We start from the raw sequence: 25,313 nt of genomic DNA, 5'->3' as shown, positions 1-25,313 counted from the left end.
AATTTTCAGATGCTTCAACATTAAGATAAAACATTTTTGCTTACATAGCAGATAAAATAAAAGTAAAGAAAAATCTATTGGTTATTAAAACTAAATGGAAGATCAGAAATATGTAATAGCTATCGCTCTTGCAGAGCAAAATAATAAAAGATTAATGCCTATTGGAGGAAAAACTTTTTCTGGAGTTGATACTTTAAGTCAATCGTCTAAAAAAGAAGTCGAAAAGATAATACTTGATTTATTACTAAGGTTATTTCAAAGGACTAATGAAGGTAGTCTTAAAATATCAAACGAAGAAACTGGATTATTACTAGCAGAAATAAGTTTTGAAAGTATGCATAAAAACATTCCAGTTATTAAATCAAATTGGATTAATACTGGAGATACAGATACTTTAATAGATAAATTAAAATCAAAATGTTCCAATCTTTGGAGTGTTCAATACAAAAAACATGAAGGAATTATGTTTTTTGACTTAATAAATAAGAAACTATCCTGAAATCTTAGATTGAGCTTTTTCAGCCTTACGAATAATCTTCCGAGCCTCATCGCGAGACATGCAAGACTCAGCTTTAGTTTGCAACTTTATAAGTTTCGCATGCTGCTTCTCCAATTTCATAAAACAGATTTAAGAATTAAATAACAAACTTAAGCCTAACATACTTCTTTAATTATGTAAATAAGATAAGTTATCAAAAGTCAATACTTACAATAATTCTAGCAATCTATTCTTTTATTTGAGATGTACCTATGAAGCACAGAAACATCTAGTTCACCTAAACCAGCTTGCATTAATATTTGCTCAATCTCTTTTACTCTAGAAGCTATTGGTAAATCAATATTTATAGATTTAGCAAGATCAATGGCAATAGATAAATCCTTATGATGCAACTCTAATTTGAATCCCAAGGGATGTTCATCAATCAACATTGCTTTTGATCTATTTTCTAATGGCCATGAATTAGCTGCACCAACTTTTAAAGCAGTAACGACATCATCCATGGGCAACTCAAGTGACTTTCCTAATTCCATTGCCTCAGCAACAGCTGCATATGTTCCTGCAACTAATATCTGATTAAGAGCTTTAACTTGTTGACCTTTGCCTACTCCATCAAAGAAATTAATTGATTTACCTAAGACTTCAAAAACATGTTCAAAAGATAAACACTCTTTTTTTCTTGCGCCAACAAACAAAGATAATGAGCCATTTTGCGCTCCCTCTGTTCCCCCAGAGACTGGACAATCAACATAAAAAATATTTTTTTTCCCTAATTCTTTATGTATAGAAATAGATTTATTAGGACTTATTGTAGAGAAATCAATCACAAAAGAGTTAGGCTTTAGTTTTTCTGCTACCCCGTTATCACCAAATAGAACAGATTCAACGGCATTATCATCAGTAACACAAATCAAGAGGCCATCGCAGTCAGTTACAGCCTCTATAGGGTCAGTAAAATATTTTCTATTGTCTTCCTTTTTTTGTTTATTTCTCGTATATAAATTCAATTCATAGCCATTATCAATGAGTCGCTCCGACATGGGCTTCCCAATAGCGCCAAGACCAATAAAAGCAAGTTTCATCAAAATCGCATTTTCATTCAAAACTAATTAAGAGTAATAAATACAAAAAAGCTTTGAACTATTACTATAAAAAATTAATATGCTGCCAAAAGATGAAAATATGATGCGATAATTAATTCATTGAATACTTAAGAAATTGACTAATTTTACTGATTCCAAGAATGCAACTCATCATTGGTATCCATTCTTGAAGTATCAAGAGGAATGCGAAGCCGTTGGCAAGGAAGCCAGTGTTAACGATTGGATGAGAGCTTCAGGGCAATTACAAAACAGAATTGATTTTGAAGAAGCTAAGAAAGCAGCAGAAGCGGAGGCTCTGAAAGCAAAGGCTGAGGCTCCGAAAAAAGAAGCTTAATTAATTATCAATTAAGAAAAACCTTATATGTATATAGACTTTTTAAATAATTAGGAATATTACTTACAGATAATAAGAAAGACTTGTGAAGATCTATCAAACTATTCACGTCTAAGTAATTCCTTTTACTAAAGTTATGTGATTAAGGTCTTAGGAAATATCATGCCTAAGATCAATACCATTTTTGATTCTTAATAATGGCGGAGACCAAAACCCTAAATGTTCTTCTAGCGCCAGAAGGTCAATTACAGGGTAATGGACAACTAAGAGAATCCTTTCATGAGAGAAGGAGTCGCAAAGGTGCGGAATATCCTATGTGGTTCTTAAATTCATCATTAGTAAACAAATTCAAAATCACTGAAGAAATAGGTTATGAAGCAGTTATTGCGGAAGATTCGACAACGATTGCTTGGTTAAAACTTCGATTTGGTGGAGAAAGGTTAACTAAAACATTAGATATTGAAGAGCTTTGGCAACATGCAAGTCAGCCCCCTCAACCTCCAGAAAGAAGAGATATAACACCGCCGAAATAGATTTTCAATGAAACCAATACACCAGATAACTATTCATCATAAACAGGAGGGGAAAACATATACCTTTGATGTCCCTGAAGGTGAGTATATATTGAGAAATTTTGAATCAAAAGATGAAAATGGACAAATTATTGGAGATACATTGCCATTCTCTTGCAGAAACGGATGTTGTTCGGAGTGCGCAGTTAAGATAATTTCAGGAAAAATCGATCAACAAGCTTGTATTGGTCTATCTAAAGAGCTTAGGGATAAGGGATACGGATTGTTATGTGTTTCAAAAGCCATTGGACCATTAGAATGTGAGACTCAAGATGAAGACGAAGTCTATAACGCTCAATTCGGAAAATATTTCAAAGGATTGGACACCCAAGCTGGTAATCCATTTGATATTTGATTTTTCTAAATAGTCTTATTTGTCTGTCCAAAAATTCAAAATATCTTGACCTGTAAAATTAACATCCTTATCATATCTCAATGCATTTGTCTTCTCCATTGGGAGCGCAAATTGCTTAAATATCAAAGTAACGAATTTCACAAATTTAACTGGTTTTGTTAAACCTTTAGCACCTACAAAAGCTCTGAAAGATTCAATAATTTTGTTCCTTAAATCCCAAAACTTATTGTCCTCAAGGTTAAAAACCCAAGGGAAGGCATTTTTAGATGTGTGGTTTGTTCTTTTTATCACTTCCTCATCAAATTCCTTTGGATCAATACCAAGCAATTCATAGAACTCACCTCTTTCACAAACTGTCAAAGTATGAGTAAGGAAAACACTCCACAAGAAGAAACGACTTAAAAGCTTTCCTCTAAATCCTTTGGTAATTCCTGGCCAACATCTCATCATTACTGTAAAACAATCACCATGTCTGTTCTCGTCTTGACACCATGGTTCAAAGAAGTCAAAAAGAGGCGCAAAAGCCTGATCTGGATTAGCCTTAAGGTGCCTATCCATCAAAATATATCTCCAATATCCGATTTTTTCTGAAAGATAAACAGAATATATAACCCAACTAATTGGGAACCAAGTGGCTGCTCTTTTACCTCCTAAATGAGGGAGATCAACTTCAATGCCCTCTGCAACTAATGCTCTGCTAAGAAAACCTGCGTGTCTAGCTTCGTCTCTAGCTAAAAACTGAAATAGTTTGCCAAGATCCCTATTACCCTCTTTCTTTAAACGATTTGAAATCTCCTTGAAGAGTAAGAATCCAGAAAACTCTGAGATAACTGATCTAACTAAGTAACTCTCATAAGTTTCTTTAGCCTTCTGAGGCAATTCTTGCAATCTATCTAGACTTGCCTTCCTATCAAAATGGGTACAGTTATAATCTGCTTTCATTTCTGAGAGCATTGCTTCAAACTCTTCACGCGCATCAGTTAATTCTGTCTTAGCCGCTTTCTTGAATTCGGTTACATAAAAACGAGGTGTTAATAGGTTTTCATCTAGATGTGGCGGCAACTCATTAGTTCCGCGTGTATCAACTCTTAGCTTTGGGGAAGAAGAAGCTGTTGCGGTCATTCCAATTATCAATCAAGAACATAATTGTATGTCTTAATTTGAAAAAAAGGTGAATTTTTAATCAGCTAGTAATAGAGCATTGCCTAAAACATCAAAAAAGGAGCTAAAAAAATGTATATAAAATTAGTTTTTAACAATTTAGAGTAAAAAAATCACAAAATTATTAATAGTTAGAATAGACGATAAAAAAATTAAATTGAATAATTAGGGAAAAAAATGGTTTAGGAATGAATATCTTGCAAAGCTGTAACTGAAAGAACTTGATTCTGTAATGCCTCTATTCCTTTTACAGCAGCACTAGCACCCTTTAAGGTTGTCAAAGTTGGTACAGAGTAATCAAGAGCTGCCTTTCTAAGATATTTATCATCATAAATTGCTTGGCGCCCAATTGGAGTATTTATTACCAACTGAACCTTTCCAGATCGAATCATATCCTCAATATTTGGTCTTCCTTCGTGAACCTTGAGAACCCTTTCTACATTTAAATCAAATTTCTCTAGATACTTTGAAGTGCCAGATGTTGCTAGAACAGAAAAACCTAGTTCAATTAATTTCTTTGCTACGGGAATCAATGCAGGTTTATCTCGATCATGAGTAGATAAGAAAACGGAACCCGAAATAGGCAATCCCTCACCGGCTGCGAGTTCGGATTTTGCATAGGCCATTCCAAATGTTGTTGCAGATCCCATGACCTCACCAGTTGAACGCATCTCAGGTCCTAAAACACTGTCTGAACCAGGGAAACGTCTAAAAGGCATAACAGCCTCTTTTATTGCTTGCAGCGGCGGAATGGGTTCTTGATTTAATCCAATATCTTTTAGTGTTTTACCTAAAAGTAACTGTGTTGCAATTTTCGCAAGAGGGACTCCAGTGGCTTTAGAAACAAAAGGAACTGTTCTTGAAGCCCTTGGATTTGCCTCAATAATATAAACAATCTCCTTGCCCTCATCATCTCTCTTGACAGCAAATTGAAGATTAATTAGACCAACCACATCTAATTCAGCAGCTAATGATTTTGTCCAATCCTTAATTGTTTTAATTGATTCTGCAGATAGCGTTATGGAAGGAAGACAACAGGCTGAATCACCAGAATGAATACCAGCCGGCTCTATATGCTCCATCAATCCTCCAATCAAAACATTTTTGCTTTCATCACATAAGGCATCAACATCAACCTCAATTGCGTTCTCTAAATATTGATCTATAAGGATTGGATGATCTGGTTCAACGCTAACAGCTTCCTCTATGTATCTTTCCAATTCATCTTGCTCATAAACAATTTCCATAGCTCTACCGCCAAGAACATACGAAGGCCTAACAACCAATGGATAACCAACTTTATTAGCTACAGCCAATGATTCTTCAAAAGTTCTAGCAAGACCATTTTTTGGTTGCCTAATATCCAATCTCCTCAAAACCTTATCAAATTGTTCTCGATCTTCAGCCAAATCAATTGACTTAGGGGATGTACCTAAAACTTTTGTTCGTAACTTTGAGTTTTCAGATTTCTCTAACCAATTGACTATTGGCAAAGAAAGTTTTAAGGGAGTTTGCCCTCCAAATTGAACTACTATTCCATAGGGTTCCTCAAATTCAATAATATTTAAGACATCTTCTAGAGTTAAAGGTTCAAAGTAAAGTATATCGCTCGTGTCATAATCAGTAGAGACCGTTTCGGGGTTACTATTTATCATTATTGTTGTAAAGTCTTCTTCTTGAGCTTGATAAGAAGCATGACAACAACAATAATCAAATTCTATACCTTGCCCTATACGATTTGGACCTCCACCCAAAATTAAAATTTTATTTTTATTATCATTTTTAATTTCATTAGGATTAATATTCTTGATTATATTTCCATCGTTATCAATCATATAGGCTGGTCTTTCATATGTAGAATAGTGATACGGTGTATTTGATGAAAATTCAGACGCACAAGTATCAACTGTTTTATAGACAGGTAATATTTTCAGTGCAATTCTTCTCGATCTAATTGTTAATTCATCAGTTTTTAGTGCAAAGGCAATCTGACGATCAGAGAATCCAAATTGTTTTAGTTTGAAGAAAAAATCAGACTCTAATTGAGTAATATTTTCATACTTAAGTAATTGATCCTCTAAATTTACTATGTTCCTAAGTTTGGATATGAACCAAGGGTCAATTTTAGAAAAAGAAAATATCTCATTATCACTACGTCCATTCTTCATTGCTAATCGAACATGCATTATTCTCTCTGGAGAGGGCGTTCTTAATAGTCTTTCTAATTCGACAGGAGAAACCTCTTCATCATCTCGATCGCAACCCCAACCGCTAAGCCCTGTTTCTAAAGATCTTATTGCCTTTTGAAAAGATTCTTCAAAACATCTTCCTATAGCCATTGCCTCTCCGACTGACTTCATTGAAGTTGTAAGAATCGGAGAACTTCCTGAAAACTTCTCAAAAGCAAAACGAGGAATTTTAGTAACTACATAATCAATTGAAGGTTCAAAACAAGCAGGCGTCTTGCCAGTAATATCATTAATAATTTCATCTAACGTATAACCAACTGCCAAAAGAGCTGCAATCTTAGCTATCGGGAAACCAGTAGCCTTACTAGCTAAAGCAGATGATCTGCTAACACGAGGATTCATCTCAATTACAATTATTTCACCATTAATTGGATTAATTGCAAATTGAATATTACTTCCACCTGTTGCTACACCAATCTCTCTAATTATAGAAATTGAATAATCTCTTAATCGTTGATATTCTCTATCAGTTAAAGTTTGCGCAGGAGCTACCGTAATAGAATCACCAGTATGTACGCCCATAGGATCAACATTTTCAATACTGCATATAATTACTACGTTGTCTGATAAATCTCTCATAACCTCCAACTCAAACTCTTTCCAACCTAAAAGAGATTTTTCAATAAGTATTTGAGAAACAGGACTTGCATCTAAACCTGTTTTACATAATTCTAAAAATTCATCTTGGTTGTAAGCAATACCTCCTCCGCTTCCACCCAAAGTAAAAGCAGGTCGAATAATCTTTGGGAACGATGGAATTTCATTTCCCACTAATTCTGCTTCCTGAAGATTAGAGGCTATGCCAGATGGACATACTTCGACCCCAATATTTTTCATTGCTATTTTAAATAAATTTCTATCCTCAGCCTTTTTTATTGCTCTAAGATCTGCGCCAATTAATTCAATATTATGTTTATCTAAAATCCCAGTTTCTGCTAATTCTACTGATATATTCAAAGCTGTTTGCCCACCCATAGTGGGTAGAAGAGCATTAGGTTTTTCTATTTCAATAATTTGTTTAACAACTGCAGCAGTAAGAGGTTCAACGTAAGTCCTATTCGCAGTCTCAGGATCCGTCATTATTGAAGCAGGATTTGAGTTTACTAAAACGACTTCATAACCTTCTTTCCTAAGAGCTTTGCATGCTTGAGTACCGGAATAATCGAACTCACAAGCCTGACCAATAACTATTGGTCCAGACCCAAGTATCAAAATCCTACGTATATCTTTACGCCGTGGCATCTGAATTTCTTGTAAACTTCATTTATGTCACGCATTCTAGGTATCTGTTTATCATCTACTGTCTAGATCGGCAAACTACCATTAAAGTTTAACTAACTTTCCGACTAAGAACCCAAAGAGCATGAGCGAACTTCAGCGCCTTAAAGGGCTGCTGCCACCTGAAAACCAAAGCTGGGTCTTTATTGAAGCCGCAGCAGCAATAGATCCTCCTTTAATCACGCTTGAAGAAATAGGGCGAGATGAAGTAGAGATTCAAGTAGATCTTGAGCAATGGGACTATTTAGCTCAAGATCATAGGAACTTGTTGTTTTGGCATGAGGTGGGCCGAATTCAAAATGATACTATTCCAAGAGACGGCTGGGAAATGGCCGCTCTTGCTATTGGTTTAGGTGGAGCGATAGGAGAATTATGGGTTCAAGATGGATTACTACTTTTAATGGCACTGGGATTGTCAGGTTTTGCAGGGTATAGACTTTACTTAAAGAATAACTCAGAAAAACGATTGCAAGATGCAATCTCAGCTGATGAAAGAGCTATTGATCTAGCATGCAGGTTTGGATATAGCGTTCCAAACGCTTACAAAAGTCTTGGGGGTGCTTTAAAAGAGTTAGTAGAAAAATCTAGAAAGAAAAAAAAGCGCACATTTTATGAAGACAGATTAGAAGCCCTAAGAAAAAGTGCAGAAAGAGCACGCGCAGAAATGGCTTCTCAAGAAGGCTCTAACCAATCAGTAACGAGTGAAAATGTTTATGGATAGTAATTTGCTAATTGAATTAGCTGCAAATGCTTGTGATGATATAAAGGCTAGTGATATAAAACTTTTAAAAATTGACGAAGTCTCGAGCATTGCCGATTGGATACTTATTACTGAGGGGCTTTCAGATGTTCAAGTAAGGGCAATAGTGACTAATGTAGAAAAAACATTAAAAGAAGAAGCAGACCTTTTACCTCTTCGTAAGGAAGGAATTAATGAAGCAAAATGGGCATTATTAGATTATGGAGATCTGATAATTAATGTATTTCAACCTAATGAGAGAAAATTTTATGATTTAGAGTCATTTTGGAGCAATGGAATTATTCATAGCTTTACGAATAATCAATTAAAAGCTTCAAATAATGAATAAAATTTTATGCCCTGTTCCACAAAATCAAAGACCATTAAATGAATACAATAATATTAGAAATTCATGGATAATCTCATGGCCATTTCAAGAAAAAAGTATTTTTTACAAGAAATTAATTTATAGTTGGATTACTTTCATTCCATTAAGTCTGATAATAGCTTATGGAAGCGATTACCTAAAGAATAATATCTTTGACCTCTTTTTGATAAGTATAACGGCATCTCTATTATTTCCATTATTATTATTATTTAGGCAATGGCTAAGTTGGATATATATATACAAACGTCTTAATTCTGAAAATATTGAATATGAAGAGTCTGGTTGGTATGATGGACAAGTTTGGGAAAAACCTATTGATTGGAGAGCCAAAGAATTACTAATAGCTCAACATCAGATTAAACCCATTTTAAATCACATTGAAATAATCATAGTTTTTATTACAACAGTAAGCTTTTCATTATTACTGTTTATAATTTTAAAAATAAATTAATAGATGAACCTACAAAGCGAACTATTAAAAAATAACTTAAGTTCATTGAAGGTTCTTGTTAAAAGGGGGTCAAGTGTTGAATCAATTCATAGAGCTCACGCTTCAATATGTGATACAAAAGGTAGGGTTCTAATGAAAGCAGGTTCAAGTGACTATGAAACATTTATCAGATCAGCATTGAAGCCTTTTCAGGCTTTGCCATTCATAACAAGTGGTACAACAGAAAAATATAATTTAGACAATAAGGCCTTAGCTCTTGCATGCGGTTCTCATCGTGGCAATGCTAATCAAGCTAGAACGGCATTCAAACTTCTATGGAATGCAGACATAGATATAAAAGAACTCAAATGCCCAATCCCAGAAAATAGAGCAAGTAAACTTCAGCATAATTGTTCAGGTAAGCATTCAGCATTTCTCGCAACCTGCAAAAAAATGAACTGGGATTTAGAAAGCTATTTAATGGGACATCATCCACTTCAAAAAGAAATTTTTAGAAGAGTTTCAGAATTATTAAAAATACCTGTCGAAGAGTTAATTGCTGAAAGAGATGATTGCGGTGCGCCCACTTTACTTTTGCGTTTATCTCAGATGGCTATTTTATATGCACATTTATCAAGGTCAGACCAACCAGAATTTGAAAAAATCACTCGTGCAATGACCAATCACCCAGAGCTTATTGCTGGCGAAGGATGTTTTGATTCAGAATTAATAAAAAGAGGTCACAATCAAATAATTAGCAAAGGGGGAAGTGAAGGTATTCAATGTATTGGTCTTCTAGGAGAGGGAATTGGACTTTCAATAAAAGTTGAGGATGGATCAAAAAGAGCAAAACATGCTGCTGCTATTCATCTACTTAGACAACTTGAATGGATCACTCCATCTGCGCTGGAAGAACTGGATGAAATCATCCTCCAGAAAAAGCCAGGTATCTACCTAGAAGTTGAAGGACAATTAAAGGTACCTTAATTCAAACAAACTCGTGTATAACATCACATAAGGAGGTATGATTTATAAGCTACGCGGGGTAGAGCAGTCTGGTAGCTCGTCGGGCTCATAACCCGAAGGTCGGAAGTTCAAATCTTCCCCCCGCCACCAATTAGAAAGCTCAGTCTATGACTGGGCTTTTTTAATGCTATAAATGGATCTCAAGGGCAAATGAGGTCTTTTATGTTTGCAGATCTTGGTCGTTATCAACGAATTTCCAAGCCCCCTGCGGGGATACAAAAAGGGGAAATTAATTGCTAAGCAAATTTTCTAGAAAGGAAAAATATAGAAAGGAAACAGAATTTTCCTAACTATATTTATGATTGGCTTACAAACCTAATTAAAAAGAATTTATACATAAGAAATTCATTTCTCAATTTCTTAAAATAAATTGCACCTATTTATCAACTTAAAGATGTTACTACTAATTAAGAATTAATATCCTAATAAAACTAATTAATAGCCTTACAGGTCTGGTCTTTAATATATATATACTAAATCAACAAAAGTTGAAAATAATAGTTCAACCTAGACTTATAAAATTATCCCTATAACTTTTAAATCGATCTTGAAATATCTAACATAAAACCTAATGTAATGTAACTAAAACTTAAATTATTGATTTGCTATGTGTAACCAAATGGATTATTTTTCTGCCAATTCCATCCATCCACGCAAATATCATTGAGTGTTCTTTTTGGTGACCAACCCAACAAATTCTCAGCCTTGGATATGTCTGCCAAACTTATAGCAGTATCTCCTACTCTCCTTCCCTTTATCTTGTATGGAATTTTAGACCCTGTAGAAAGCTCAAATTGCTTTATGATCTGAAAGACTGAGTATCCTTTGCCTGAGCCTAAATTAATAACTTCATAACATGATTCATTAGACATTAAATAATTAATAGCATCTATATGGCCTTCTGATAAATCCATAATATGAATATAATCTCTGACACCTGAACCATCCTTGGTATCCCAATCATCCCCAAAAACATTTAAAAAACTTCTTCTTCCTACTGCAACTTGAGATATATAAGGAAATAAATTATTTGGAATTCCAATTGGATCTTCACCAATCAAACCAGATGGATGAGCGCCTACGGGATTAAAATAACGTAAAGAACATATTTTCCAACAGTTTTTTTTAGACTGGAATAAATCATCGAACATAAATTCAATAGCTACTTTAGTTTTGCCATAGGGATTTATTGGAGATATCTTATAATCTTCTCTAATTGGAATAGAGCTTGTTAAACCATAAATAGTTGCACTACTACTAAAAACTATTGAATAGCAATCATTATCTCTCATGGTAGACAAAAGGTTATGAGTACCTGATACATTTACATCCCAATAAAGTAAAGGATCACTAACAGATTCAGTAACGGATTTCAAGCCAGCTAAATGTATAACAGCATCTATGGGCTTACCTTCTTTAATAGATTTACTAAAAATAGTATCCAACATTTGCTTGTCTCTAATATCACCATTAATCGTCTCTAATTGATAATTAAAGGATTTACTATTTAAAAAAGATTTTATTGCTTTAATTACATTAACTGAACTATTCACAAAAGAGTCAATAATCAATACATCATAACCTTTCTGAAGTAATAACAGTGCTATGTGAGAACCTATAAAACCAGCTCCACCAGTCAAAAGTATTCTCATAATATGAAAGCAAATATTTTTAATACTATAAATACCATTTGATCATAAGCTCTAAGTGGTAGAAATCTATCCCCTGGTAATTATAAATGACAGATTACCACCTTGTTAAGAATAATTGAAATCACATAATCACTTTTGAGAAAGATTATGGTTATGGTTAATTCAAGTGAAATTGGATGAATTCTATGTTTATTCATCGATTACTGAAGTAAATTTTTCAAAGTTGGCAAACTATAAAAATTAATGTTGATAATTTTTTTGTTAGGCAAAGGAATTATTAAAGCTGAAAACATTAAAATTGAAAAATATTGATTATAATAAAATATAATGTTTTTTAAAACTCAAATTATATAAATGAAAAAAGACAATCTAAAAAGAATCATCAAACAGTTCGAAATATTAATAGAAGAACTAAAAAGTGAGGTTTACTCTGACAAAGATTCTTATGTTCACCCATGGGATGAACATATAAAGAATAGTCCACATATAAGCAATTTAGATGATGATGATGATGGATATGCAGATTAATGAACTCAATACTCTTAATTGATAAAAATAAAAAAATAAAAAAAAACTGAAGAAATTCATATCTCACCGTTTTTTAGTAAATTTACCTATTGCGATAAAAAGATATTAAAAGCAAATTAAAAAAAAAGATTTGTAAATGGCCTCTTTACCACAACTTGTAAAAGCAACCCCACAGGGAGGGACTATTCATAAATATCAACTTACAGGAGGCAAAACCTCCTTCATGAGATACCTTGGTTGCTACCTTGGGACCTGTAAGTTTTGTAATGATATTCAGGAAGCGTCCGAATTTGTATCAAGCATTGAACTTTCCCCCAAAACCCTTTGATTACAAGATTTTTAGAAGAAAATAAACGGTTTAACTATTTGATTTGTTGAGCTATTAAAATTTGAGGTTTTTTTATGTAAATATAATCGAAACTAGAAGGCTTTAGGTGCTATTTTTTTTGAGTCTTAAAGAATATCAGGAGAATACTCTTTTAATGAGTGAATTTTCATCTCACTAAAAGATCTGCTCAACTATGAACGAAGAAAAAGACAAAGAAAATAAGTCTTTTGAATATGAGACCAAAAATCTCATAAGTTCTAATTTTAATGAAAAAAATAATATTAAAGAAATAGAAAATACACCTCCAAAGCCCTCTAATCAGTTAGAGAATGGACTATTGGGTTGGTATTCTGTATCCAGTAGCGAGTCAATAAAGGAAGGGACATTAAATCATTTCACAATTTATAATGAACCTCTAGTTCTATATCGTGATAGGGAAGGTATTGTTAGATGTGTGAAAGATGTATGCCCTCACAGGGGTGCATCATTTTTAGGGGGTGAACTAATAAACGGACAACTAGTTTGTCCTTATCATGGTGCTAGATTCTCATCTCAAGGCAGTTGCACCAATTTAGACAGAATAACCTGTCAACACATTATAGATTCTAATTACGATAATTATGCAAAAAGCATAAAACTTTTTCAATACCCATGTGTAGAGAAAGAAGACTATATATATATTTATTATACAGGTAAACCTGTTGCAAATATTGAAGACTTTGAAATAAAGTCCTCAGTAAATGACCTCCTACCTGATTCATATGGATTCCCTTCCTTAGAATATGAATATGAAGAGGTATATGTAGATTTCAAGGCAGATTGGGCAAGGATAATTGAAAATCACTTGGACATATTACATGTGTTTTGGATGCATGGAAAAACCATCCCAGATAAGAATGTAAACAGAGAAACAATCACAAGTTTCAATCAGAATATCAAACGCGATAATAGACAAATTGAAAGTATTTATTCTTATAAAACTAACGGTCAAGAAGAATTCATTAGAATAAAGTTTGTCCCACCTGGCAGAATATTCATTTATAAAGGTTCACCTGAGAGCACAAGATATATTCAAGTTTTGGATCACATTCCACTTGGAAATAATAAGGCAAGAGTAATTGTTAGACATTATAGAAAATTCTTAAAAAACAAATTATTTACTAAATTGGTATTATTTAGTCATCTACAAAGAAGAACATTTTATAAAATTTTCTCCGAAGATTATTTGGTTTTAAAGACTCAAACCTTTAACGATCAAATGGGTTATATACAAAAAGACAATGTTAAATTATTAGGTGAAGATAAAATGGTTCAATATTATTGGGATTGGCTACAAAATGCATTAAATAAGGAAAAACCCTGGGAATTACATCCAACTAATTCATTAACGAACTCAGTTCACGAAGATAGAGGAATGCTATATCCACCGGAGAATCCTAATATGGCCATTAAAAATAACAGAACTATACTAGTTAAATTATTAACCAGATTATTATTCCCAATTAGCTTTATTTTATTATTAATATAATTTCCTAATTTAAATCAAAGTTATTTAAATGGTTAATAGAAATAAAAACGAATTAACAACATGGGCTGAATTTAAAAATTTAAATGTTGAAATTCAACAAAAAAAAATACTTTCAAATATAAATATTAAGATTAACTTTGGTGATAATCTAGTGATACTTGGTCCGAATGGATCTGGGAAATCTACTTTTCTGAAATTATTTAACAGATCGATATACCCAATTGTCTCAAGAGATAGTTCATTAAAACTATTTAATAAAGAAGATATTAATATTTGGGATTTACGAAAAAATATTGGGTTTCTATTTACAGATATGGAGAAAAGAGTCAATAAAGGAGTTACATTAATGGATTTGATAATTTCAGGCTTTACTGGTATATATAATTCAAGATACTCTAATTTACTAACAAAGGAAGATAAAGATAAAATTAATAGATTAATAATTGAATTAGATTTAAAGGATATAATTAATCATGAATTTTCTTCATTATCAGATGGACAAAAAAGAAGAGGTATGCTTGCCAGAGCTCTAGTTTATCAACCTAAAATATTAGTACTTGACGAACCTTTTTGTAACTTAGATATTAAATCAAATTTCATTCTCACTAAGACTTTAATTAATTTAATTGATAAATCAGTTAATATAATCTATGTCACTCATAGTTTGGAGTCAATCCTTCCTAAAACTAATAGAGTAGTTTTGATAAAGAATGGCAAAATATTAAAAGATGGTAAACCAGATAAGACAATAACTTCAAATATATTAAGTGAACTTTTCAATATATCTATCAAAGTAATTAAGCAAGGTAAATATTTGAGAGGAATCCCCTCGGATAACTAAATAATTACAATTAAAAACACGAGAATTACAAGCCCTATAAAAAATAATTTTTTATTATTAAAAAAAGATACATTATTAATATATTTATTTCCACTAACTTTCCTAACTCCATAAGGTTTGCCACATGAAGTACAAACTAATCTACCAGATAGTGCACGATCAGCTCTAAACTCAAGGCTACCACAAACTAAACATCTATTTTTATTCATTTAATCAAATCAATTTAAAAAATCATCTAAGAAAGATAATGGAGCTCTCATATTTCTTGCGTATCCTAAAAGACTCTCAGAAATGAATTCATACAAAATATGGCCCTTTTCGTTAATTAAAATTGTTGCCCCTCTTTGCGTTAGATAAGACGAATCTGGTACATAAGTATTCCAATTAGATAAAATTTCAATCATATTAATAAGACGTCTTGTGGCTAATTCTAAGGGTCGTAAAACATCTTTTTTAGAAAAAATATCAAACATTTTTCCTTTAAATAAAGAAATAGGTCCTATTTTCACAATCTCCTCAGGTCCAAATATTCGGAATCCTTTGTTATCGCCCAAATAACCACGTAAAACCTCCTTAATTGTGCCTCTTGAATTAATTCCAGTACACATAATCAATAAATTCATAATTGCAGGAATGGGTAAATCGAGTCCACGATTTAAATTAAGTTGTTCATGAAGTAGAGAATTATTTAATGAAAAAACATTTTTTACATTAATTTTATTAAAATTACAAAACAATTCCTTAGATTTTTCGCTACCAATCCCTACAACAATTAAATCGACTGAAAATTTATCTAGAAGCTTTAATTGGGTAGACAATTGTTGACAATATTCAAAACTATCAAAATCAGCAAAAGAACCTAGGAAGACTATTAAACGTTTTCTTTTTGAAAGAAAAATCTTTTCGTCTCCAAAAAACTCTATAAGAGTGTTTATGTAATTCATACAAACAACCAACTTTTGTTCTCAAAATAACAAAATTAATAGCGAGATATGATAATTACAGAAGATAAAAACTTGAAAAGATAGTCAAGCAAAGGAATTTAACAAATCTACCAACCCATAACACGAAGATCTTATTCAGTAGCAGATGATCATCAAATATGTACAAAACCTACAATTTCAATAAGCAATGTGAAGGGATATGGAACTTATAGAGCTCTAAATATATCCTCTTACTGTTCTATGTTTATTTCTCGTGCAGACCTACGGGAACCCCAACGTAACCTATGACTGGTACGCGGGTAATTCAGGGACGGCCAATCGCTCCGGAAAATTCATCGCTGCGCATGCTGCCCATGCTGGTTTGATGATGTTCTGGGCAGGTGCGTTCACTTTATTTGAGCTAGCTCGTTACGACTCATCCGTTGCGATGGGTAATCAAAACTTGATCTGCTTGCCTCACCTTGCTCAACTTGGAATAGGTGGAATCGAAAACGGTGTAATTACTGAGCCTTATGGCTGCACTGTTATTGCAGTACTTCATCTGATTTTCTCTGGTGTGCTTGGTGCTGGAGGAATACTCCACTCAACAAGATATGACGGAGATCTTGGAAATTATCCTGAAGGAAGTCGTCCTAAAAAGTTTGACTTCGAGTGGGATGATCCAGACAAACTAACTTTTATCCTTGGACACCACCTTATTTTCCTTGGTTTAGCCAATATTCAATTTGTTGAATGGGCTCAATATCACGGAATTTGGGATACTGCTTTAGGAGCTACTCGTACAGTTTCTTACAACCTAGATTTAGGAATGATTTGGAATCACCAAGCTGATTTCCTTCAAATCACAAGCTTGGAAGATGTTATGGGCGGTCACGCTTTTCTAGCATTTTTCCAAATAATTGGTGGTGCATTCCATATCATCACCAAGCAATTCGGTGAGTACACAGAATTCAAAGGCAAAGGACTTCTTTCAGCAGAAGCTGTTCTTTCATACTCACTAGCTGGTGTTGGCTACTGTGCACTTGTTGCAGCTTTCTGGAGTTCAACAAACACAACTGTTTATTCACCAGAATTCTTTGGAGATGTACTTCAACTCAAGTTTGATTTCGCTCCTTATTTTGTTGATACCGACGCATCACTTGCGACTGGCGCTCATACAGCAAGAGCTTGGTTAGCAAATGTTCACTTCTATCTTGGCTTCTTCTTCATTCAGGGACATCTCTGGCATGCATTAAGAGCTATGGGATTTGACTTTAGACGTGTAGGTAAAGCGTTTGACAATATGGAAAACGCAAAAATCACTAACGGTTAATTATCAATTTCATTAGTGAACTAAAAAAAGGCCCGCTTGCGGGCCTTTTTTTAATGCGACTTTTTTAGTAGAAATAAATACAAACCTGATCACACTAATGTCACAATTAACTAACTCTAGAAGAAAAAATGGATAAAAATTTGCCAGTTGATGTGCTTTTTTATACCTAGGACAATGAAAAGTCTCAAGAGCTTGTTGCTATTGAGAATCGGTTGCAAAAAGCTCTAAATATTGTGTAAGTTAGAGGTCCATTAAGCTCCATTTTTGTTTTAATGAGCTTTCGAAGTTACGCAGAAACGCCCTCTTCAGCCGTTCGAATGGCAACGGGTCAATCAGTTCTAATAGATCCTTCATCTAGAAGAGGAGATACTTGCTTAGAAGTTTTGGATGGTATTGCTCGTGTTTATTGCCCCTGTGAAGAGACAGAAGGAATGACATTAGCTTTCTTGCAGTCTGGCGATCAATTAAGAACAGACAGGCTTTGCAGTGAAGGTGTCTGCGTAGAAGCTTTAACTCCTCTTTGCTTTGTAAGTGATGCTGAAACATCAGTTGAGGCTGGCGGTTATGACGCAGTCAATGAGTGGACTCTTCAGCTTCTAAGAATTAGACATTTAGGTAATGCTGAACAAAGGCTACAAGCTTTATTTGCTTTATTAGTTAACCGACTTGGAAGAAGATGCGGTGATTGGTGCCAATTACCATTCAGACTTACACATGAAAGAATTGGAGAGTTAATTGGATCGACAAGGGTTACATCAACTCGTTTAATTTCAAGACTTAGAACAGCAGAATTATTAAAAGCTCCATCAGGTGATCCAACTCTAAGTCTTTCTCCTGAGTTCATTGAATCATCACCATTAACAGCATAATAAATAATGAATCAATATCTTTTATCCTATTCAGAATCTATTGTTCTATCACTCTGCAAAGAAATAGAATATATAAAAACTAGATCAAAGAATATCAATATTTCGTTAAAAACCTGCCATAACAAAAATCTAATAAAAAGATTGACTAATGAACTTGATAAACTAAATAAAAATAGATTAAAAATATTAGAAATTTCTGAAAACATGTTCAGAAGAAATTCACAAGATTTATCGTTTGAGTTACTATTAGAAATAAGCAAAAGGTCTAATTCTTTTCAACAAATATAATTGTAATTTCTACGGAAAATTTATTTAATTTATATTTAATTCATTGTCAATAATGAACAATGCTGAGGGATCATTGTTGGCAAATTTAACTTTACCAAGTAGATAAGCCATTTCATCTTCTGATTTAATTTGTTCGTCTATGACTGGATCAAGGAACACCGTTGTACGAGTATCATTTGATCGTTCAGCTAATGAGTAAAGTTGTTGAACTGAAGTTGTCACGTCTGCCTCCATTTGGAAAGACAAAGTAACTAACTCCTTTACTGTCTGCCAATCTTGTATTGGTTTAGTTACTTCATCAAGTTCAACAGTTTGACCACGAGCAATAATATATTTCGCGAAATTAAATCCATGCTCCTGTTCAGATAAAGACTCTTTTTTGAAAAATGAAGAAAATCCTCTTAGTTCTCTTTCAAGAAACCATAGGGACATAGCTAGATATTGTGCACTTGAGACCCTTTCAAGAGATGTATGCTGGCAAAGAGCCTCGAGCAGATCGACATCCATCGGCTGTGCAATAGCACGACCTGAGGGACCCACGTTGAGATCTATTGAATTGAATGTCGCTGATTGCATAACAAAAAATGCGCCAGAGAACTAAAAAAATAATTTTTTCTCTCTCAAATGATAACTCTTTTTGTATCATATTGTCGATAGAAACCAATGATTTAAAATTTATTTATTTGATAATGAATCTCAATTGCGAAAAAAGTTTAAATCCAATTGATCTAAGAATTGAAGCTAATTAGAATTTAGATTTAATTTTTTCTGGTAGAATTAAAAAATTTTTCTCATCGATTGTTTCAACCTTGCATTTATCTCCGATAGATAAATGTGTATCCAAGCTCATCTCTGATCTTAACCTTAATCTATCACTAATAACAGTATAGACATAATGATTTATACGATATTCTTTTGATATGACTGTGAAGATATCATTTTGACACGGTTGGATCCGAATAGCATTTTTATCAAACATACAAACAGATTTTGACGAGATAGATTTATCTTTAGGAACATTCAATTTACCAATGGATGTAGAATATGAACCATTAGTATATTGAATAGGCAAAATATTCATTTGCAAGACAAATTGGCCTACAAAATCATTTGATGGGTTTGAAACCATTTCAAAAGGAGTTGAGCATTGCTGAATTTCGCCACTTTTCAAAACAACCACACGATCACAGATAGCTAATGCTTCATTAGGATCGTGAGTAACTAAAAGTGCAGATGCCGAACAAGATTTTAAAACAGAAGATAACTCTGATCTCAATCTAGATCTCACTTCAACATCTAAGGAACAAAAAGGTTCATCAAGCAAAACCAAGGAAGTTCCAGGGGCCAGAGCACGTGCTAATGCAACTCTTTGACTCTGTCCTCCTGAAAGTTCATGAGGAAATCTATTTTTAAACTCATAAATATCCAACAAATTTAATAACCAGTTTGCTCTTTTTATCGATTGTTCATTCTTATTAATGCCAAAGCAAACATTATCCCAAACATTTAGATGAGGAAAAAGTGCATAGTCTTGAAAAACCATCCCAATTTGCCTTCTCTCAGGAGAGAGAAGATAGTTACTTTTTGAAATTATTTGCCCATTTCTCTTTATTAATCCACGTTTAGGCTTTTCAAAACCTGCTATTAGTCTTAGAAGGGTAGTTTTCCCACAACCCGAAGGGCCGAGTAACCCCACTAATTCTCCAGATCTTAGAGAAAAGTCGATATCTTTTAAAACCCAATTATTATTTTTATAAGGCTTAAACTCATGCCATAAATTATGGATTTCTAGCTCAGTATTCAACAAAACTATTTTTGCTTATTCTATTCTCTAAAAATCCATTAAAAACAAACAAATCAAAAAAGGAAAAGCGAGCAGACAAAAATCACTGACTTATGTATAAAATGATACGAATTATTTTCTGCTGAGTATCTGGTTTAATGTCAGAGGGTTTAATTAAGTATTTTAAAACAAAAATATTATTACTACAATGAAAAAGGAAGAAAGGGTAAAAATAATAATTAAGAGACTTGAAGAAATATATCCTGAGACACCTATACCCTTAGACCATCAAAACGGATTTACACTGCTTGTAGCGGTTGTTTTAAGTGCACAATCAACGGACAAGAAAGTAAATGAATTAACCAAAGAACTATTCAAGGTTGCTCCCTCTCCTGAGAAAATGTATAAATTAGGTGAGAAGAAAATTTATAATTATATAAAACAACTTGGACTTGCAAAAACTAAAGCAAAAAACACTTATAACTTATCAAAGATTATACTTCAAAAATTCAATAATATTGTTCCAAATACATTTCAGGAACTTGAGTCACTTCCTGGTGTGGGTCATAAAACAGCAAGTGTTGTTATGTCTCAGGTATTTGGTGTACCATCATTTCCTGTAGATACACATATACATAGATTATCTCAGAGATGGGGACTAACTACAGGGAAAAATGTTATCCAAACCGAAAAGGATCTAAAAAGGTTGTTTCCAAAGAATCTTTGGAATAAGTTACATCTACAGATTATTTTTTACGGTAGAGAGTATTGCTCAGCAAGAGGATGTAATGGGACAATATGCAAGTTGTGCAACGAACTTTATCCAAATAGAAAGAAACCAATTATCTGTTCAAAGGCTTAAGAATAATCTATTAATTTTATTATCTCAACAAAAATGGGTATTTCTTGCTAGAAAACATATCAAAGTAATTTAACAACAATGAAATTAGCCATAACAGGAGCTTCGGGAAAAACAGGTTTTCGAGTAGCAGAAGAAGCAATATCATCGGGATATGAGGTAAGACTGATAGTTAGAACCCAATCGGAGATTCCGGAATCTATAAAAGGCTGTGAAAGATACGTTTTGTCAAATACCAATGGAACTACACTTGACTATGCTTTAAAAGGTTGTGAGAGTCTAGTTATAGCAACAGGTGCTAGGCCATCTATCGATTTGACAGGCCCTGCAAAAATAGATTATTTAAATATCAAGAAACAAGTTGAAAGCTGCAAGAGACAAAAGTTAAAAAGGGTCGTTCTTGTTAGTTCACTTTGCGCAGGAAAATTGATACACCCTCTAAATTTATTTGGTCTGATACTCATATGGAAAAGATTAGGTGAGAGATCTCTGCAAAAAAGTGGTCTTGATTGGACTGTCATACGTCCTGGAGGTTTGAATGAGAATGAAACTAATTTGAAAACTCAGAACATATTGTTTTCTGGTGAAAAAACTCAACAAGAAGGCTCAATTCCCAGGAGGCTTGTAGCAAGAGCCTGCTTAGAGGCTTTAAAAACAAAAGATTCGATCAATAAAATCATCGAGATTACTAGTAGCAAAGATAATCCCAAAACAAATATGAGTAAGGCAATAAAGACGTTTAGTATTTGACTATAAAAACTTTAATTCGCTATGAACACCAACGCTAAAATTGACGCGTTGCAGCTAATGCTCACAGATCTTAGAACAAGGAACGAATCAATAAGACATAAAGCTGCTTTCAGAGGATGCCAACCAGAATTTCAATCATTAGTTACGACACTTATTGATCAATTAGAAAATCAACTTAATGAAGAGAAACAAATTCACAGAGGAAAATTAAATTCCAATGGATGAAAAAGAAAGTTTAACCTAACTCCAAGCAAGCCAAACCATATACATCATTCATAGAAACTGGAGGTTGAGACCCCCTATACATCCTAAAAGTTTCAGATTCGGATTTGAAACCTAGTTTATTAAAGACCTCAGAAGCTGACTTGTTGAGGCCAGGAGCGTCGATAATTATCAATCCAGGATGGCTCTTAATTAATTTCTTCAATAAAATTTTTAAAAGCTTAGGACTATCAGCCATTAACGGGCCAATTCTCCATCCATCTCCGTTTTGTAAAAGACAAGGTCTTATTCGACCAAAACCATGACAACGGTTTTCTTTATCAATAACTGCTATTACCTTTCCAGAAGGATGGTTCAACCAATTCGATAAAAAATGAGGTCTAGGTGTTGTTTCTCTTTTTTCATCAAATTCTTCTACGGCATTTTGTGGTATTGAGGAACCTTCAACGAAGCTGAAATTATCTAAATCATCATTCATAGAGTTTTCATCAAGTAATTTCCCATTGCCCAACCATTGCCATCTAGTTGTTTTAGAGGAAATCGTAAAGCCCCATTTTGAGTAATCAATAATTCTCTCTGGAGCTGCCTCTAAACCAACACATGGCAAATCACTTAAATGACTTAAAGCCTTTTTCCAAAGCTGAAGACCAAAACCTCTACCTCTATACTCCTCAATCACTAAAAACAAACCAATAAATCCGTAATGTTGATTATATCTAACACCCGCTATACAGCCGATAGGAATGCTGTTCAACCAACCCACCCAAAGTCCTTGTTTATCAGTATTTTGATATATACCTAAGTCACCAACTCCTGGTGCAAAACCTTCTTTTCTAGATATTTCAGTAACAAAGTCGATATCGGTATCACATAGAGGTTTAATAGATAAAAGATCATCCATAAGTTATATTTTTCTATAAATAATTAATCTAATAAAAATAAAGAATAAATCCATAAATATGAGCAAAAAAAAACATATAATAAGAACATATAGATAAAATATATTAATAAAAAAAAATTCTTTGCTACTTTATTCGAATATTTAAACGAGATTTGAGAAGGAATTTTTTTATATTATATAAAATATATCGAGGCTAAATAATTAAAAACCAATAATTAATAAATAAGTTAATAAAATAAGCTTAAAAAGATAAACTGATAAGCTCATTATAACTACCAAAAATTATTTATTTATAAATATTTATAGAAAAGTAGAAATAGAAGTTTTGTTAGTAAGTTTTTTTTTTTAAATTCTGCATCATTAAATAATAAAAGAATTACATTTGAATTGACATGAATCAAGGAGTTTTAGAGATCTTTTTGACAAGGGACAATCTGGAAGAAGATGACAACAAAATATACTGCAATTTGGATCAAAGCTACTAATATGAATATGAGACTCGGTTAATATTATGTAACCACTTAAATTTATTATCTATTATTTTTCTTAAATAATTGCTTTATCATCTATAGTTTATTTGATCGAAACTATAGAAAGAGCAAAAAAATCACTTATTAAAAATGATGTAGATTTATGATTTGTATATAAATCAATTAATGAATTATATATATCTATTCTTAAAGAAAATTATAAAAAAATTTTCAATAATAATGATTAAACCTTTTAATTTATTCTTGATCTAATTTCCTTACAATAAATGCCATTGCGCCTAATGATAAGAAAAACATGAGAATGAGGAATGCAGTCATGGCTCTAATCTATTAATTCTTAGTATATAATAATAATTACTATATTGGCTATGCTTAAAATTTTTAAACAAATTTACTCCATATCATTCAAAAATAAAATGAAAAAGAAACTTCTAAATTCAAATAGATTTATTACATGGCCAAGGTTTATAAATGGACTGACAATTTCTAGGATCATGCTTGGATTACCAATAATTATTTCACTAAGAAATGGTAACAATGATGTTTTTATTTTTCTTATCCTGATAGCGGGTCTTACTGATTTTCTTGACGGTTATTTTGCACGTAAATATGATCATAAATCTGTTTTTGGCGCTAAGTTAGATCCTCTAGCAGATAAGATCCTTCTTATTGGTCCAATGATTTGGTTAGTCCATGAAAAGCTAGTCCCTTTGTGGGCTATCTGGTTAATAATTTCGAGAGAACTATTAATAACTAGTTGGCGATCTGATAAGGCCTCAGGTGGTCCGGCCTCAATACAGGGTAAATATAAAACCACATTTCAATTTACCAGTACAATTTTCTTATTATGGCCAAAGAATTGGGGTACATTACAAAGCATTGATATTATTAATAAAATTGGTTATGTCTTATTCTGGATAGCATTATTTCTGACTTTAAGTTCTGCTATAAAATATGTATTCAATCAAAAAGAATATCATCAGAGCTAAAATCAACTTGTTCATGATTAGCTAGTAAATAATCATTCTTATAGCTATCAATCAGTCCATTTAATAAATCGAATTTTGGCTCCCAAGATAAATCTTTTTCTAATTTAGAAGTGTCCGTAAAGAAATTAGTTAACCTTAAAGGGAACAGTTTTCTTGCCTTAGGATCAAGTTTTGCAGGGTCAAAAGAACGTAAATTAAAATCAGTGACTTTATTTCCAGTAGCTATAATTGCTGTTTCAATTAAACCTTTAAAAGTTACTGCTTTGCTACCTGAACAATTATAAATTTGATTAATCGCTTTATCTGTTTCTATAGATTTAGAAATAGCCTCTGCCAAATCAGAGACATGTCCTAATTGCGTGATGGTTTGACCATCAAGAGGAACAGGAATGGGACGGCCATTAGTTATACGGTCAAAAAACCATTTTTCAATAGGGTTGTAGTTACCTGGACCATAAATATATGTCGGACGAAAACTCGTAAAAGGAATACCCTCGGCCTGAAGCCAAGACTCTGTTTGTGCTTTCCCTACATGACGGCTTTCATGATCTATTGGACTATCTTCACTAACTGGAAAGAATTGTGTGTTTTCATAAACTCCTGCAGAACTTATGTAGATAAATCTAAAACGAGGGAGACCTGAAAATTTAAGAAGTCTTTGCGTATCTTCCAATTTACGTCCAGAGCTATCAACAATAAGATCAAATGATTGATCAGATAGTTTTTTTAGATCTTCATCATTTGTCCTGTCTCCCTTGAGGTGAGTTATATTTTTTGGTACTGCTAAATTTCCACGTGTAAAAACAAATATTTCATATCCTTTTGAAAGTAAGCTCGATACTAAAGCTTTTCCTACAAACCTTGTTCCACCGTAAAAAAGAACTTTCAAGACCC

At 33.0% G+C, this 25,313-nt stretch carries 29 protein-coding genes and 1 tRNA gene; 20 read left to right on the top strand and 10 right to left on the bottom strand.

Translation table 11 applies throughout. The features are described from left to right. Window positions 1-94: 94 nt before the first annotated feature. Window positions 95-499 (top strand): DUF8680 family protein, encoded by a 405-nt coding sequence (locus AC6EJB_RS01225; RefSeq protein WP_498491888.1) that lies wholly within the window; start codon window positions 95-97, stop codon window positions 497-499. A 218-nt stretch (window positions 500-717) separates the two neighbouring features. On the opposite strand, the gene AC6EJB_RS01220 is transcribed toward AC6EJB_RS01225, so the two are convergent. Further along, window positions 718-1,602: an NAD(P)-dependent oxidoreductase gene (locus tag AC6EJB_RS01220; protein WP_498491887.1), complete on the bottom strand. Its 885-nt coding sequence runs from the start codon at window positions 1,600-1,602 to the stop codon at window positions 718-720. Between the two features lie 115 nt (window positions 1,603-1,717). On the opposite strand from AC6EJB_RS01220, the gene AC6EJB_RS01215 reads away from it, so the two are divergent. From AC6EJB_RS01215 to AC6EJB_RS01205, 3 genes are all read left to right on the top strand, one after another. Next, window positions 1,718-1,936: a hypothetical protein gene (locus AC6EJB_RS01215; RefSeq protein ID WP_498491885.1), complete on the top strand. Its 219-nt coding sequence runs from the start codon at window positions 1,718-1,720 to the stop codon at window positions 1,934-1,936. A gap of 197 nt (window positions 1,937-2,133) precedes the next feature. Then, window positions 2,134-2,469 (top strand): hypothetical protein, encoded by a 336-nt coding sequence (locus AC6EJB_RS01210; protein ID WP_498491883.1) that lies wholly within the window; start codon window positions 2,134-2,136, stop codon window positions 2,467-2,469. A 7-nt stretch (window positions 2,470-2,476) separates the two neighbouring features. Then, window positions 2,477-2,863, top strand: coding sequence for a 2Fe-2S iron-sulfur cluster-binding protein (locus AC6EJB_RS01205; RefSeq protein ID WP_498491882.1), 387 nt, complete (start codon window positions 2,477-2,479; stop codon window positions 2,861-2,863). A 15-nt stretch (window positions 2,864-2,878) separates the two neighbouring features. Here the strand turns inward: AC6EJB_RS01205 and acsF are convergent, their stop codons facing one another. Both acsF and carB read right to left on the bottom strand, forming a co-directional pair. After that, window positions 2,879-3,985, bottom strand: a complete 1,107-nt coding sequence (gene acsF, locus AC6EJB_RS01200) for a magnesium-protoporphyrin IX monomethyl ester (oxidative) cyclase (protein WP_498491880.1) — start codon at window positions 3,983-3,985, stop codon at window positions 2,879-2,881. Window positions 3,986-4,206: 221 nt separating this feature from the next. Beyond that, window positions 4,207-7,515 (bottom strand): carbamoyl-phosphate synthase large subunit, encoded by a 3,309-nt coding sequence (gene carB, locus AC6EJB_RS01195; RefSeq protein ID WP_498491878.1) that lies wholly within the window; start codon window positions 7,513-7,515, stop codon window positions 4,207-4,209. Window positions 7,516-7,636: 121 nt separating this feature from the next. Here carB and AC6EJB_RS01190 point away from each other — a divergent pair, with 121 nt between their 5' ends. The 5 genes from AC6EJB_RS01190 to AC6EJB_RS01170 all read left to right on the top strand — a co-directional run bounded on the left by AC6EJB_RS01190 (window position 7,637) and on the right by AC6EJB_RS01170 (window position 10,224). Beyond that, window positions 7,637-8,272, top strand: a complete 636-nt coding sequence (locus tag AC6EJB_RS01190; protein ID WP_498491877.1) for a DUF3318 domain-containing protein — start codon at window positions 7,637-7,639, stop codon at window positions 8,270-8,272. After that, on the top strand, window positions 8,265-8,639 hold the full coding sequence (gene rsfS / locus AC6EJB_RS01185) for a ribosome silencing factor (protein WP_498491876.1): 375 nt from the start codon (window positions 8,265-8,267) through the stop codon (window positions 8,637-8,639). Before AC6EJB_RS01190 ends, rsfS begins: the two co-directional genes overlap by 8 nt. After that, complete coding sequence (locus AC6EJB_RS01180; protein ID WP_498491874.1) at window positions 8,632-9,129, top strand: CGLD27 family protein; 498 nt, start codon at window positions 8,632-8,634, stop codon at window positions 9,127-9,129. The genes rsfS and AC6EJB_RS01180 overlap by 8 nt, the downstream gene beginning before the upstream one ends. Window positions 9,130-9,132: 3 nt before the next feature. Then, window positions 9,133-10,095 carry an asparaginase gene (locus tag AC6EJB_RS01175; protein ID WP_498491872.1) on the top strand — a complete coding sequence of 321 codons (963 nt, stop codon included), beginning with the start codon at window positions 9,133-9,135 and terminating at the stop codon, window positions 10,093-10,095. 52 nt (window positions 10,096-10,147) lie between these two features. Beyond that, window positions 10,148-10,224 (top strand) — tRNA-Met (locus tag AC6EJB_RS01170). A 515-nt stretch (window positions 10,225-10,739) separates the two neighbouring features. Here AC6EJB_RS01170 and galE read toward each other — a convergent pair. Further along, window positions 10,740-11,786: a UDP-glucose 4-epimerase GalE gene (gene galE, locus AC6EJB_RS01165; RefSeq protein WP_498491871.1), complete on the bottom strand. Its 1,047-nt coding sequence runs from the start codon at window positions 11,784-11,786 to the stop codon at window positions 10,740-10,742. Window positions 11,787-12,140: 354 nt separating this feature from the next. On the opposite strand from galE, the gene AC6EJB_RS01160 reads away from it, so the two are divergent. The 4 genes from AC6EJB_RS01160 to AC6EJB_RS01145 all read left to right on the top strand — a co-directional run bounded on the left by AC6EJB_RS01160 (window position 12,141) and on the right by AC6EJB_RS01145 (window position 15,011). After that, the gene (locus tag AC6EJB_RS01160; RefSeq protein ID WP_498491870.1) at window positions 12,141-12,314 is read left to right on the top strand and encodes a hypothetical protein; all 174 of its coding nucleotides are present in this window, start codon (window positions 12,141-12,143) and stop codon (window positions 12,312-12,314) included. Window positions 12,315-12,450: 136 nt separating this feature from the next. Further along, entirely contained in the window at window positions 12,451-12,642 is a 192-nt protein-coding gene (locus AC6EJB_RS01155) for a hypothetical protein (protein WP_498491869.1), read from the top strand. Window positions 12,643-12,835: 193 nt separating this feature from the next. Beyond that, window positions 12,836-14,170 carry a Rieske 2Fe-2S domain-containing protein gene (locus tag AC6EJB_RS01150; RefSeq protein ID WP_498491867.1) on the top strand — a complete coding sequence of 445 codons (1,335 nt, stop codon included), beginning with the start codon at window positions 12,836-12,838 and terminating at the stop codon, window positions 14,168-14,170. 28 nt (window positions 14,171-14,198) lie between these two features. Further along, the gene (locus AC6EJB_RS01145; protein ID WP_498491866.1) at window positions 14,199-15,011 is read left to right on the top strand and encodes an ABC transporter ATP-binding protein; all 813 of its coding nucleotides are present in this window, start codon (window positions 14,199-14,201) and stop codon (window positions 15,009-15,011) included. Here the strand turns inward: AC6EJB_RS01145 and AC6EJB_RS01140 are convergent. Next, on the bottom strand, window positions 15,008-15,220 hold the full coding sequence (locus AC6EJB_RS01140; protein ID WP_498491864.1) for a transcriptional regulator: 213 nt from the start codon (window positions 15,218-15,220) through the stop codon (window positions 15,008-15,010). The two genes, AC6EJB_RS01145 and AC6EJB_RS01140, sit on opposite strands and share 4 nt — an antisense overlap. A 9-nt stretch (window positions 15,221-15,229) precedes the next feature. Continuing rightward, a complete protein-coding gene (locus AC6EJB_RS01135; protein ID WP_498491863.1) occupies window positions 15,230-15,955 on the bottom strand; it encodes an AhpC/TSA family protein in 726 nt (241 codons plus the stop codon). A gap of 253 nt (window positions 15,956-16,208) precedes the next feature. Between AC6EJB_RS01135 and AC6EJB_RS01130 the strand changes: the two genes are divergently transcribed. From AC6EJB_RS01130 to AC6EJB_RS01120, 3 genes are all read left to right on the top strand, one after another. Continuing rightward, entirely contained in the window at window positions 16,209-17,267 is a 1,059-nt protein-coding gene (locus AC6EJB_RS01130; protein WP_498491862.1) for a chlorophyll a/b binding light-harvesting protein, read from the top strand. Window positions 17,268-17,539: 272 nt separating this feature from the next. After that, window positions 17,540-18,136, top strand: coding sequence for a Crp/Fnr family transcriptional regulator (locus AC6EJB_RS01125; protein ID WP_498491861.1), 597 nt, complete (start codon window positions 17,540-17,542; stop codon window positions 18,134-18,136). A 6-nt stretch (window positions 18,137-18,142) separates the two neighbouring features. After that, a complete protein-coding gene (locus tag AC6EJB_RS01120; protein ID WP_498491860.1) occupies window positions 18,143-18,424 on the top strand; it encodes a pilus assembly protein in 282 nt (93 codons plus the stop codon). A 24-nt stretch (window positions 18,425-18,448) separates the two neighbouring features. On the opposite strand, the gene AC6EJB_RS01115 is transcribed toward AC6EJB_RS01120, so the two are convergent. Then, on the bottom strand, window positions 18,449-19,000 hold the full coding sequence (locus tag AC6EJB_RS01115; protein WP_498491858.1) for a ferritin: 552 nt from the start codon (window positions 18,998-19,000) through the stop codon (window positions 18,449-18,451). 169 nt (window positions 19,001-19,169) lie between these two features. Then, on the bottom strand, window positions 19,170-20,228 hold the full coding sequence (locus tag AC6EJB_RS01110; RefSeq protein WP_498491857.1) for an ABC transporter ATP-binding protein: 1,059 nt from the start codon (window positions 20,226-20,228) through the stop codon (window positions 19,170-19,172). Window positions 20,229-20,415: 187 nt separating this feature from the next. Here AC6EJB_RS01110 and nth point away from each other — a divergent pair, with 187 nt between their 5' ends. From nth to AC6EJB_RS01095, 3 genes are all read left to right on the top strand, one after another. Further along, window positions 20,416-21,069 (top strand): endonuclease III, encoded by a 654-nt coding sequence (nth, locus tag AC6EJB_RS01105; protein ID WP_498491856.1) that lies wholly within the window; start codon window positions 20,416-20,418, stop codon window positions 21,067-21,069. A gap of 78 nt (window positions 21,070-21,147) precedes the next feature. Continuing rightward, on the top strand, window positions 21,148-21,816 hold the full coding sequence (locus tag AC6EJB_RS01100) for an SDR family oxidoreductase (RefSeq protein WP_498491855.1): 669 nt from the start codon (window positions 21,148-21,150) through the stop codon (window positions 21,814-21,816). Window positions 21,817-21,837: 21 nt separating this feature from the next. Then, window positions 21,838-22,041, top strand: coding sequence for a hypothetical protein (locus tag AC6EJB_RS01095; protein WP_498491854.1), 204 nt, complete (start codon window positions 21,838-21,840; stop codon window positions 22,039-22,041). Between the two features lie 10 nt (window positions 22,042-22,051). Here AC6EJB_RS01095 and AC6EJB_RS01090 read toward each other — a convergent pair whose 3' ends face one another. Beyond that, window positions 22,052-22,939 (bottom strand): GNAT family N-acetyltransferase, encoded by an 888-nt coding sequence (locus AC6EJB_RS01090; RefSeq protein ID WP_498491853.1) that lies wholly within the window; start codon window positions 22,937-22,939, stop codon window positions 22,052-22,054. Window positions 22,940-23,846: 907 nt separating this feature from the next. Between AC6EJB_RS01090 and pgsA the strand changes: the two genes are divergently transcribed. Then, window positions 23,847-24,419: a CDP-diacylglycerol--glycerol-3-phosphate 3-phosphatidyltransferase gene (gene pgsA, locus AC6EJB_RS01085; RefSeq protein WP_498491851.1), complete on the top strand. Its 573-nt coding sequence runs from the start codon at window positions 23,847-23,849 to the stop codon at window positions 24,417-24,419. On the opposite strand, the gene AC6EJB_RS01080 is transcribed toward pgsA, so the two are convergent. Next, window positions 24,391-25,308, bottom strand: a complete 918-nt coding sequence (locus tag AC6EJB_RS01080; RefSeq protein WP_498491849.1) for an NAD-dependent epimerase/dehydratase family protein — start codon at window positions 25,306-25,308, stop codon at window positions 24,391-24,393. The genes pgsA and AC6EJB_RS01080 overlap by 29 nt on opposite strands. Between the last annotated feature and the right edge of the window lie 5 nt (window positions 25,309-25,313).

It is taken from the genome of Prochlorococcus sp. G4PB17 (assembly GCF_059772445.1).
This window is presented reverse-complemented; position numbering and strand designations above follow the sequence as displayed.

Bases quoted from the DNA above. Each gene is read 5' to 3' on its own strand.
- AC6EJB_RS01150 (WP_498491867.1), top strand. From the start codon at position 12,836: ATGAACGAAGAAAAAGACAAAGAAAATAAGTCTTTTGAATATGAGACC.
- rsfS (WP_498491876.1), top strand. From the start codon at position 8,265: ATGGATAGTAATTTGCTAATTGAATTAGCTGCAAATGCTTGTGATGAT.
- AC6EJB_RS01160 (WP_498491870.1), top strand. From the start codon at position 12,141: ATGAAAAAAGACAATCTAAAAAGAATCATCAAACAGTTCGAAATATTA.
- AC6EJB_RS01115 (WP_498491858.1), bottom strand. From the start codon at position 19,000: ATGCAATCAGCGACATTCAATTCAATAGATCTCAACGTGGGTCCCTCA.
- AC6EJB_RS01135 (WP_498491863.1), bottom strand. From the start codon at position 15,955: ATGAATTACATAAACACTCTTATAGAGTTTTTTGGAGACGAAAAGATT.
- AC6EJB_RS01140 (WP_498491864.1), bottom strand. From the start codon at position 15,220: ATGAATAAAAATAGATGTTTAGTTTGTGGTAGCCTTGAGTTTAGAGCT.
- AC6EJB_RS01155 (WP_498491869.1), top strand. From the start codon at position 12,451: ATGGCCTCTTTACCACAACTTGTAAAAGCAACCCCACAGGGAGGGACT.
- acsF (WP_498491880.1), bottom strand. From the start codon at position 3,985: ATGACCGCAACAGCTTCTTCTTCCCCAAAGCTAAGAGTTGATACACGC.
- carB (WP_498491878.1), bottom strand. From the start codon at position 7,515: ATGCCACGGCGTAAAGATATACGTAGGATTTTGATACTTGGGTCTGGA.
- AC6EJB_RS01100 (WP_498491855.1), top strand. From the start codon at position 21,148: ATGAAATTAGCCATAACAGGAGCTTCGGGAAAAACAGGTTTTCGAGTA.
- AC6EJB_RS01180 (WP_498491874.1), top strand. From the start codon at position 8,632: ATGAATAAAATTTTATGCCCTGTTCCACAAAATCAAAGACCATTAAAT.
- AC6EJB_RS01175 (WP_498491872.1), top strand. From the start codon at position 9,133: ATGAACCTACAAAGCGAACTATTAAAAAATAACTTAAGTTCATTGAAG.
- galE (WP_498491871.1), bottom strand. From the start codon at position 11,786: ATGAGAATACTTTTGACTGGTGGAGCTGGTTTTATAGGTTCTCACATA.
- AC6EJB_RS01120 (WP_498491860.1), top strand. From the start codon at position 18,143: ATGAATCAATATCTTTTATCCTATTCAGAATCTATTGTTCTATCACTC.
- AC6EJB_RS01125 (WP_498491861.1), top strand. From the start codon at position 17,540: ATGAGCTTTCGAAGTTACGCAGAAACGCCCTCTTCAGCCGTTCGAATG.
- AC6EJB_RS01205 (WP_498491882.1), top strand. From the start codon at position 2,477: ATGAAACCAATACACCAGATAACTATTCATCATAAACAGGAGGGGAAA.
- AC6EJB_RS01210 (WP_498491883.1), top strand. From the start codon at position 2,134: ATGGCGGAGACCAAAACCCTAAATGTTCTTCTAGCGCCAGAAGGTCAA.
- AC6EJB_RS01095 (WP_498491854.1), top strand. From the start codon at position 21,838: ATGAACACCAACGCTAAAATTGACGCGTTGCAGCTAATGCTCACAGAT.
- AC6EJB_RS01225 (WP_498491888.1), top strand. From the start codon at position 95: ATGGAAGATCAGAAATATGTAATAGCTATCGCTCTTGCAGAGCAAAAT.
- AC6EJB_RS01090 (WP_498491853.1), bottom strand. From the start codon at position 22,939: ATGGATGATCTTTTATCTATTAAACCTCTATGTGATACCGATATCGAC.
- AC6EJB_RS01145 (WP_498491866.1), top strand. From the start codon at position 14,199: ATGGTTAATAGAAATAAAAACGAATTAACAACATGGGCTGAATTTAAA.
- nth (WP_498491856.1), top strand. From the start codon at position 20,416: ATGAAAAAGGAAGAAAGGGTAAAAATAATAATTAAGAGACTTGAAGAA.
- AC6EJB_RS01190 (WP_498491877.1), top strand. From the start codon at position 7,637: ATGAGCGAACTTCAGCGCCTTAAAGGGCTGCTGCCACCTGAAAACCAA.
- pgsA (WP_498491851.1), top strand. From the start codon at position 23,847: ATGAAAAAGAAACTTCTAAATTCAAATAGATTTATTACATGGCCAAGG.